Origin of the sequence: Rubripirellula obstinata (assembly GCF_001642955.1) — a bacterium.
Classification (GTDB): Bacteria; Planctomycetota; Planctomycetia; order Pirellulales; family Pirellulaceae; genus Rubripirellula; species Rubripirellula obstinata.
On sequence record NZ_LWSK01000179.1, the window covers coordinates 1 to 8,171 of the forward strand.

The following is an 8,171-nucleotide window of genomic DNA, read 5'->3' on the forward strand; positions in this document are numbered from 1 at the left end:
CCTTCTTCAGGTCGTCATCTTCACTCGGACGAAGCAAATCCCAAGGCTGAATAGCCGGGCTACTTGAACCGAGTCCTTGAACATCGGCTCGCAAGCTCGCGATGTCAAAGACTTATTTGTTATCCGCCGTTTTAATTGGGATCTGGATTGTTAACACGGCAAAGGAACAATCCAGCCAAACAACCAAAGGTAGTGGTCGTGAGATCCATTGATGACAATCTCGTAGCCTTCGGGCGTCACAACGGTCGTTGGGAATCGGACGACAAGTGGAACTACGTAGCTCGCTTCAGGTGGTGGAACAAAGTATGGCAGAATCGTTGAGGATCCTCGAGTTCTCAAGTCCTCTTGTGGGTTGACGTGGTCGCAAAGGTCGCGAACCCCGGTGGTCTTGGTTGGGCGTGCACACGCAAAATAGCACGAAGCGAGGATGGCGGCGACCAATATCGTGCGAAGCGAATAGCGAAAACGCATTGAGATGAATCGTCGAGGCATCAGTGCCATTCTTCAGTCGGATAACGGCCGGGATCACCGGGTACGGAGAGAAAAGTCAACCATCACAGAAAATCGCGCAAGCCGTACTCCGGTGCATCCCATGGTTATCCGTCAGTATTCTTCGGATCTATTGGTTTAATTGATATGGCAAAGATCTGGTGTTCATATGAATTCAGATGGCCAAATTTCCCTGGGTTGCTAATGTAGCCGGCAACAACAACGTTTGCGTGCTTCACGGAGCCTAGTTTTATATGTTTTCGGAATTTTTCGGGAATCGGGGTAGGCGTCCAGGAAACGTTGATTGACGCAGCACGCTCGGCGGTTAGCCAAATGCATCCGGTGGCTACCTTTTTGTCAACAGGTCGAAAGCAGGATGTCTCAAAGCCTGTCGTCCACACTCCGGCAAGCTTAACAAGCTTGTATCCAAAGCCGGTAAAAATGGATTCTCTGGATTCGGGGAAGTTCTCTCGGTGCTTTCTCCCAGACCTGATGCCGCTATCATAAGCGTTCAGTATCGATACTTGTGTCTTTCCTACGAGTTTGCTGTGTTCTGGTTTCAGCGGGCCAAACTCAGAATGCCCTGTGTACCCCCTAAAGAATCCTTGAGTGTAGCAATCGGCGATCGAGCTTTTTGCTTTGGCGTCAACTTCTTGGGAGCGAGTGTATTCCAGCGCAAGCTTTCCAACGAAAGGTGGGCAGGTCACGCCGGACGAGTTTTCTTCGTCCGCACTTACTGCATCGATAAAGGGGACTGCAAAGCAAGCTAGGATAGCGAAGCAGAGGACGGTATTGTTCATGGGAGCAACTGGAAGCACTTAAATCGGATAACGGTAGACATCACCGGGTGGCGGCGAAAGATTTGCAAGCAGGCGAAAGACTGACCACCGCCACTCCGGTGCATGTCATGGTTATCCGCCATCATCCACCGCGGCGACACGGATAGCATCGGCGAAACGCAAATCGCCCCCATCCTCGGTGCTTGCATACAGAATAAGCTCTGAGTCGTCGCTTGATGTTACGACAATAGTGGAGTCTTCGAGCCAACTATCGCTTGCAAGCAAACGGACGGAGGCAATATCGCCGAGGTCGACCGAAGTGCACCAAGCGTTCGATCCGTCGTTCACATAAGAGATCACGCGTTTGTTCGTGAGTACGTTTCCATCGCCTTGAGGCGTCATGGAAGCGGAATAAAAGTGCGATATCTGTTCGCCCGGTAAGAGTCCAGCGGCAACGGTAACTGAAGTTGCAATTCTCGGTGGAATTTTGTTGCCGCTCAAAACCTTAGTATCTGCGAGGCGTCCTGTCGTGAGCCCCCAGCCAACGAAGGCGAACAACGCAATCGCACCGGAAGCGAAGAGCGCGAGCACTGCACCAACGGTGACGAGTACAGTTGGCCCATGCTGGCGAGTGTCGTTCATTGGAGGGGGGCGCTCAGTCGGATAACGGTAAGCATCACCGAGGTGGCGGCGATTGACGTGCAAGCAGAGAGAAAAGTGTGCGGCCGCCACTCCGGTGCATGCAATGGTTATCCGCAATACACCGTTGCGATGTGCTCCGTCGTCGCGAACTTCGTCCCTGTGGGTGACAATCACTATGTTGGAAGCGTAACAAAGAGCGGACGTTCAAGCAAGTTTCGGCGAGCAGTGGTATATCGAGTATCCACAGCCAGGCGTTGGTTGGTGCCACGCAGTGCAACCAGCACTTCAGCATTGATTGAGCATTGGAAATCGGGCGTCGGTTGATGCCCCGCAGGGCAGTCGGCGCTTGGGTATTGATCGAGCGTTGGGGGCAAATCGCGTTTGGTCGTTCGTTGGTTGTGCCCCCGCAGGGCGCGAGGCGGGCAGCAAGTGTCCGCAGCTCAGTCGGATAACGTCCGGCATCACCGGGCGGGGACGGTTGATTTTCCATTTGTGAAATCTTGCAAGCCCCGCTCCGGTGCATGCCATGGTTATCCGCCAGTAAACACCACACAGAAGTCTAGATAAGGAACCCAGAGGGATTCACGGAACACCTGGCTCCGTGTTGCGATACCTCATTCCGATCTCGCTCCAATCACCATGGTAGCGATACAGGACATCGCGGCAAGCGCGCGGCCAAGGTATTAGTGTGGGAGGATAATAAACAACTTTGAGCACGCGGTGCAATCGTGGCGACGTGTTCCCATGGAGTTTTCGTGCGTCAAGAACGGCATTCAACGGGCCTGTAGAAAGCAAGTAAACCGGTATAAATGAAAGCACAATCAATGAAATGAAGGCAAAGCGGTGATTCCGAACCGACGTAAGGCAAAGCAAAACAAATGCGAGAGGGAGAAAAGAGGCTGCAAAAAGTCCAACAGGAAACCACGTTGAGGTGATCGCGATCGCGAACGATGTTAACGCGGTGAACGCAATCAGGCGTCGCGTAGTCATCAACGGTCCATTTGAGTACGGGTTTCTTGAGTCGGATAACGTCTAGGATCACCGGGTGGGGACGGAAAAGGTAACCATCAGAAAGCAGCCGCAAGCCCCACTCCGGTGCATCCTTTGGTTATCCGTCGGCATGGGATACGATGGAAACTAGCGGCATGCGCGTGGGACAAGCGTGAGAGAAGACAGTGGGAGTACATCGGTGTGAATCGAGCATGACCTGCGCGAGCAGAAAACATCGGCGGGACGCCGCCATACTGGATCGAGCATAGCCTGCGAAGCAGAAAACATCGACGGGACGTCGCCACATGAACAAGTTTTGAATCGCGGTAAAGGTCTTCGGAATCGGGGATCGAATCATGGCGAGGGTTGGATCATGTATCGCCGGCGTCCCGCCCCGTCGGTGACCCGCGACGCGAGCAACCGTTGGGATCGACCAGTACGGCCCAGAGTAACGATCTGAAAGTCCAGTCGCAAGCAAATGAAGCGGGGCGAAGTGTAGGAGTAAGTGAGCGATCAACAAATCAAGGCATTGACTGTGCCCCGCAGAGTCCGCCGCCACGACCGAGGACTCAGTCGGATAACGTCTAGGATCACCGGGTGGGGACGGAAAAAGTAACCATCAGAAAGCAGCCGCAAGCCCCACTCCGGTGCATCCTTTGGTTATCCGCCGCTACTTGGATACGGTGAGTGCAGGGGATTTGGCCCAAGATCCAGTGAAGCCACTAAACACACAAATGTGGTCATCGGACAAAACCATCGCAAAGTCTTCCGCGACTTGAGGCGGGCCAGACAAGGGCGCAGTGTCCCAAGACCCAGTTAAGCCGCTGAATCCGTATACAGTTCCGTCAATCGAGAATGCAGCGACATCAGTGCCAATAACTGGGGTACAGGTTCGAGAACCAGGTTTCGGCAGCTTCTGGGTTTTCCAGGCACCATTCTTGTCTACTGCGACAAGTTCCGTAACAGACTCGCCGGAAACTTTAAACGCAGCGAGTGTTTCCCCCATGACCGGAACAACGGTCGCGCCTTCCGCAAAAGCATGGGTAGACCATTTCCCAGAATGCTTGCTGTACGCGGTGAAAGCGTTGGAGTCGCCAATTCTGGCGACTATCAGCGTTTCGTTACGAAGGTGCGATGGCTGTCCCTCATCCGCAATGGTGTTCGAGGCGAGTAGAACTGCAAGTGAGACAGCGATTAGTGTTCGGCGAAACATGTTTAACCTTTGGAAGCAGAGAGACGAGGGAATTTCAGTCGGATAACGTCCGGATTCACCGGGTGGGAAGGGAAAAAGTAACCATCAGGAAACGGCCGCAAGTCCCACTCCGGTGCATGCCATGGTTATCCGCGATTTAGCAGGGCGTCGATGAGCCGTTGCTCTGCGTCGAGAATGCAGTCGGATGTAAGTTTGAACTTTGGGATCGGTGAACCGGATGGCGACCAGGCGAAACCACGCCAAAGCGACAGTATTGCCGGGCCATTCGCAATCCCGTTGACGCGTTCAAGCAGGTCGTGTCCGTATGCGATCAGTGCAGCATCGCGTCGGCAGTCATGATCGGACAAGTAGGTTGCAATTTCGGAGTCGGTTTTGGGAGTCGAGCGTTCGATCGCAAGTTGTGCGAGCGCGTCGGAACGAAGTTTATCCGCCCGACGCTTGTCACGCGGGCCAACGCGTTTAGTTTTGAGGTTCGGAGCGTCAATTAGCCATGAACACATTGGGCAGAAACAGTGGGCATCAGGCGAGTAGAGCTGTTTGCCGGGTTCGGCGACTAAATCGAAGGAATTTTCGAGGTAGGTCGAGAAGAAGGAGGTAAACGCCGGCAGCAGTTCGCGTTCGACTCGTGCGTCTGCGGGAATGTTGAGATAGTGCCCGTCAATCCAGCCGAGTGCTGCCTCGGGAAGTGTGGAGTAATTGTGTGCAGTCTTGAATTCGATGAAGCCATCGCGAACCGCCGATGCCATCCATTTCAGCAAGCAGTAGCTCCTCTGTTGAAGGTCGATAGCATGGTCAAGTTCGGATCGGTCAAGCATGAGCGGCTCAGTCGGATAACGTCCGGGATCACCGGGTGGGAAGGGAAAAGGTAACCATCAGAAAGCAGCCGCAAGCCCCACTCCGGTGCATCCTTTGGTTATCCGCCGTTTTGGGTCGAGCATTTAGGAGCAGTTTCCCATGAATGCACGCAGGTCGGAAGCGATGCGATCTAATTGTGACGTTTCGAGACGCAAGTGATTAACAGCCCCCCATCCATCGTCGTGCAGGTCGCGGGACAATGCAGTACGTATCGTAAAGTGGCCAAGCCCGTCGTGTGTAATCGTGAGTGAGAACTCGGTTTCAAGCGACGACCACTCAAGTGGCCCTGCGAAGGTCTGCCAGTCCGAGGCGATGCGATCGAAAGCGTCAAGTAAACCACCGCACATGTAGCCGTATACCCGCGTGCCAGCAGTGATGTCGGTGTCGACGAATCGGACAGAGAAGTGCGTTAGCTCTTGCTCACGATCTTCGGGTTCACGATCGAACAGTGTCAATGACGAGGCGCGATTTGCTGAGGGTATGGTTACGGTGTCCATATAGAGAACGCTAGCAATTCGGTTCAGCGGGGATTTCAGTCGGATAACGGCCGGGATCACCGGGTACGGAGAGAAAAGTCAACCATCACAGAAAATCGCGCAAGCCGTACTCCGGTGCATCCCATGGTTATCTGACTAACTTCGCGCGCGAAGAGGAGGCTTGGGAGGAACTGAAATTTTGCTTGCAAGCGAGTGCAATTTGTGCGATCAATAAAGCGCACGGATCGGGTCGCGGAGACCGTCTGCGGATTGGTGGCGTAGACCCCGCTGGTTATCTTGGTCCTGCTGAGCTCTTGGCGTTGGCATTGATGGCACGCTGGGACGCGAAGCGTCCCAGCACGACCTCGCCCGTCGAACCTAATGACTTCAAGCTCAGTACGCCCGATCCGTGCATTTTTGTCCCGGCATTTCAACTCCAGGAGACCTAATCATGTCACGTAAGAAATCGAAAAGCAAGTCTCGCAGCGGTAGCGGAAACAAAAAGCCACTCTCCGCTCGCAAGACCTCCGCCCCCAAGGCCTCCGGTCCGAAGAACCAGCCACGTCGTGGTGGATTACCCGTCGACAATGCACCGCCCAATATCGACCAGATGAAGCAGATCAACTTCAACGCCGCCGGGATTGACATTGCCTCTGGCATTCATTTCGTCGCCGTCCCCGAAGGCCGCGACCCTGAGAATCACGTCCGCAGTTTTGGTGCCTTTACCGCCGACCTCAACGGCATCGCCGATTGGCTCACCGAGTGCCGCATTACCAGCGTGGCGATGGAATCGACCGGCGTCTACTGGATCCCGCTCTATGAACTTCTCGAGCGGCGTGGCTTTGAAGTCATGCTGGTCGAACCGAGTCAAATCAAAAAGTTCCGTCGCAAGACCGATGTCCTGGACAGTCAGTGGATTCAAACCCTGCATAGCTTCGGTTTGCTGACCGGTTCTTTCCGCCCCACTGATGAGATCATCGTGCTTCGCAATTACATGCGGCAACGCGAGATGTTGGTCAAGCAATCTTCCAGGCATGTCCAGCATATGCAAAAAGCGATGGAGCAGATGAATTTGAAGTTGACTGAAGTGATCAGCGATATATGCGGGGTGACAGGGATGTCGATCATCGACGCGATTCTTTCGGGTCAGCGTGATCCTCATGAGCTTGCCAAGCTTCGGCACGATCGCTGCTCAAACGATGAGGCAACCATTGCGTTGGCGTTGCATGGTAACTGGCGTGAGGACCACCTGTTCTCTCTTGAGCAGGCGGTCGACCTTTACCGTTACTACCACCAGAAGATCGCCGAGGTGGACGAGCGAATTGAAGCGTACATGCTGACGCTGCAGGACAAGTCCGATGGCCAGACGCTGGAAAAGAAACCTCGCAGTCGCCAACGCAGCAAACGCACCAATGAACCGAAGTTTGACACCCGGGAAATGCTGTATCGACTGATCGGAATTGACCTCACGGTGGTCGACGGCATCGCGGAGCATTCGGCACTGCAGCTGATTTCGGAGATCGGGATCGAGATGAGTGCTTGGCCGACTGAGAATCATTTTACGAGTTGGCTGAGCTTGTGCCCGGAGCAGCATAAGTCAGGCGGTCGCAAGCAGAAGAAAGGCAAGAGTCGGACGCATCGCAGCAACAACCGAGCAGCTCAGATCCTTCGTGTCTGCGCTCAGACGTTGATCAACTCAAAGTGCGCCCTGGGCGCCTTCGCCCGTCGAATCAAAGCTCGCGACGGTGCAGCTAGTGCTGTCACGGCGGTCGCTCGCAAATTGGCAATTATCGTTTACACGATGATCAAGACGGGTCGCCCTTACGTCGATCACGGTGCTGAAGCTTACGACGCTCGCTACCGTGAGCGTATCGTCAATAACCTCCGGCGTCGCGCCGAGCAGATGGGCTTCGGGTTGTCCCCCAACACCGCAGCCTAGCTTGCCTTGGAAAACAAACGTTCTCATCGGAGCGTTGCGCTACCGTTGCGCGCCGAGCAAGAAAACCATCGCCAAAACGCATGCAAAGCAGCCATTGAACCATCAAAAACGACCACTTCGAGTGAAAAACCAATCCTCAATGCCCTCCCGAAGCGGGGTCGCGATGCGCAGTTCCTGGAGATCCGCGATCTCCGTTCGCGTTCGCGTCGACAGAGTCGACCGGACGGGCTGGGAACGAGTATTCAAGAATGCAGAATTGGCCAGTGACGAGTGCAACACCAAGAAAGGCGAACAAAGGAACCAGCGAAGTTTCCGGCCAATTTAGGGCCGCGAGTGACCGTTCAGAAGCGAAGCAACCAATGATGTAGAGTGCAGTGGGAACGACGACAGCGAACGAGGCGAGAAGAGCGAGAAAAGCGGAGAACGGCGGTACGCTATGCCGCCGCGTCCAAAGCAAGCTGGCTAGCGCAACAATTGCAACGCATGAAACAAGTGGAATGATAGCGAGCCTGGGTTCGCCGTTCATAGCCAGCTTTGCAGCAGCCACAGCCAGCCAACACGACCCTCCTAGCGACGCGCCGAACCAGCCGACGAGACTCCACTGGAATCTCCTTGGGCCTCGAGCGGGAGTGATGTCAGAAGTCATGTAGGGTTTCTCAGTCGGATAACGGTATGCATCACCGAGGTGGCGGGATTTGACGTGCAAGCAGAGAGGAAAGCGTGCGGCCGCCACTCCGGTGCATGCAATGGTTATCCGCAATGCACCATTGCGATGCGGTCCGTCAGCG

8 protein-coding genes are annotated in these 8,171 nt (G+C 54.6%); 1 reads left to right on the forward strand and 7 read right to left on the reverse strand.

The annotated features are described in order from the left end of the window. Positions 1 to 150: 150 nt before the first annotated feature. From RC85_RS23950 to RC85_RS23980, 6 genes are all read right to left on the reverse strand, one after another. Positions 151 to 492, reverse strand: coding sequence for a hypothetical protein (locus RC85_RS23950; protein ID WP_149753467.1), 342 nt, complete (start codon positions 490 to 492; stop codon positions 151 to 153). Positions 493 to 596: 104 nt separating this feature from the next. Then, on the reverse strand, positions 597 to 1,289 hold the full coding sequence (locus tag RC85_RS23955; RefSeq protein WP_068267275.1) for a hypothetical protein: 693 nt from the start codon (positions 1,287 to 1,289) through the stop codon (positions 597 to 599). Positions 1,290 to 1,400: 111 nt separating this feature from the next. Then, positions 1,401 to 2,084 carry a hypothetical protein gene (locus RC85_RS23960; protein ID WP_068267276.1) on the reverse strand — a complete coding sequence of 228 codons (684 nt, stop codon included), beginning with the start codon at positions 2,082 to 2,084 and terminating at the stop codon, positions 1,401 to 1,403. Between the two features lie 1,486 nt (positions 2,085 to 3,570). Further along, positions 3,571 to 4,113 (reverse strand): hypothetical protein, encoded by a 543-nt coding sequence (locus RC85_RS23970; RefSeq protein WP_068267278.1) that lies wholly within the window; start codon positions 4,111 to 4,113, stop codon positions 3,571 to 3,573. Between the two features lie 125 nt (positions 4,114 to 4,238). Continuing rightward, positions 4,239 to 4,928 (reverse strand): hypothetical protein, encoded by a 690-nt coding sequence (locus RC85_RS23975; protein ID WP_149753226.1) that lies wholly within the window; start codon positions 4,926 to 4,928, stop codon positions 4,239 to 4,241. 123 nt (positions 4,929 to 5,051) lie between these two features. Then, the gene (locus RC85_RS23980) at positions 5,052 to 5,465 is read right to left on the reverse strand and encodes a DUF6228 family protein (RefSeq protein WP_068267280.1); all 414 of its coding nucleotides are present in this window, start codon (positions 5,463 to 5,465) and stop codon (positions 5,052 to 5,054) included. 430 nt (positions 5,466 to 5,895) lie between these two features. On the opposite strand from RC85_RS23980, the gene RC85_RS23990 reads away from it, so the two are divergent. After that, positions 5,896 to 7,383 (forward strand): IS110 family RNA-guided transposase, encoded by a 1,488-nt coding sequence (locus RC85_RS23990; protein WP_200836813.1) that lies wholly within the window; start codon positions 5,896 to 5,898, stop codon positions 7,381 to 7,383. A 136-nt stretch (positions 7,384 to 7,519) separates the two neighbouring features. Here RC85_RS23990 and RC85_RS28660 read toward each other — a convergent pair. After that, positions 7,520 to 8,171, reverse strand: a 652-nt coding sequence (locus tag RC85_RS28660; RefSeq protein ID WP_238383211.1) for a hypothetical protein, incomplete at its 5' end; no start/stop codon positions are given.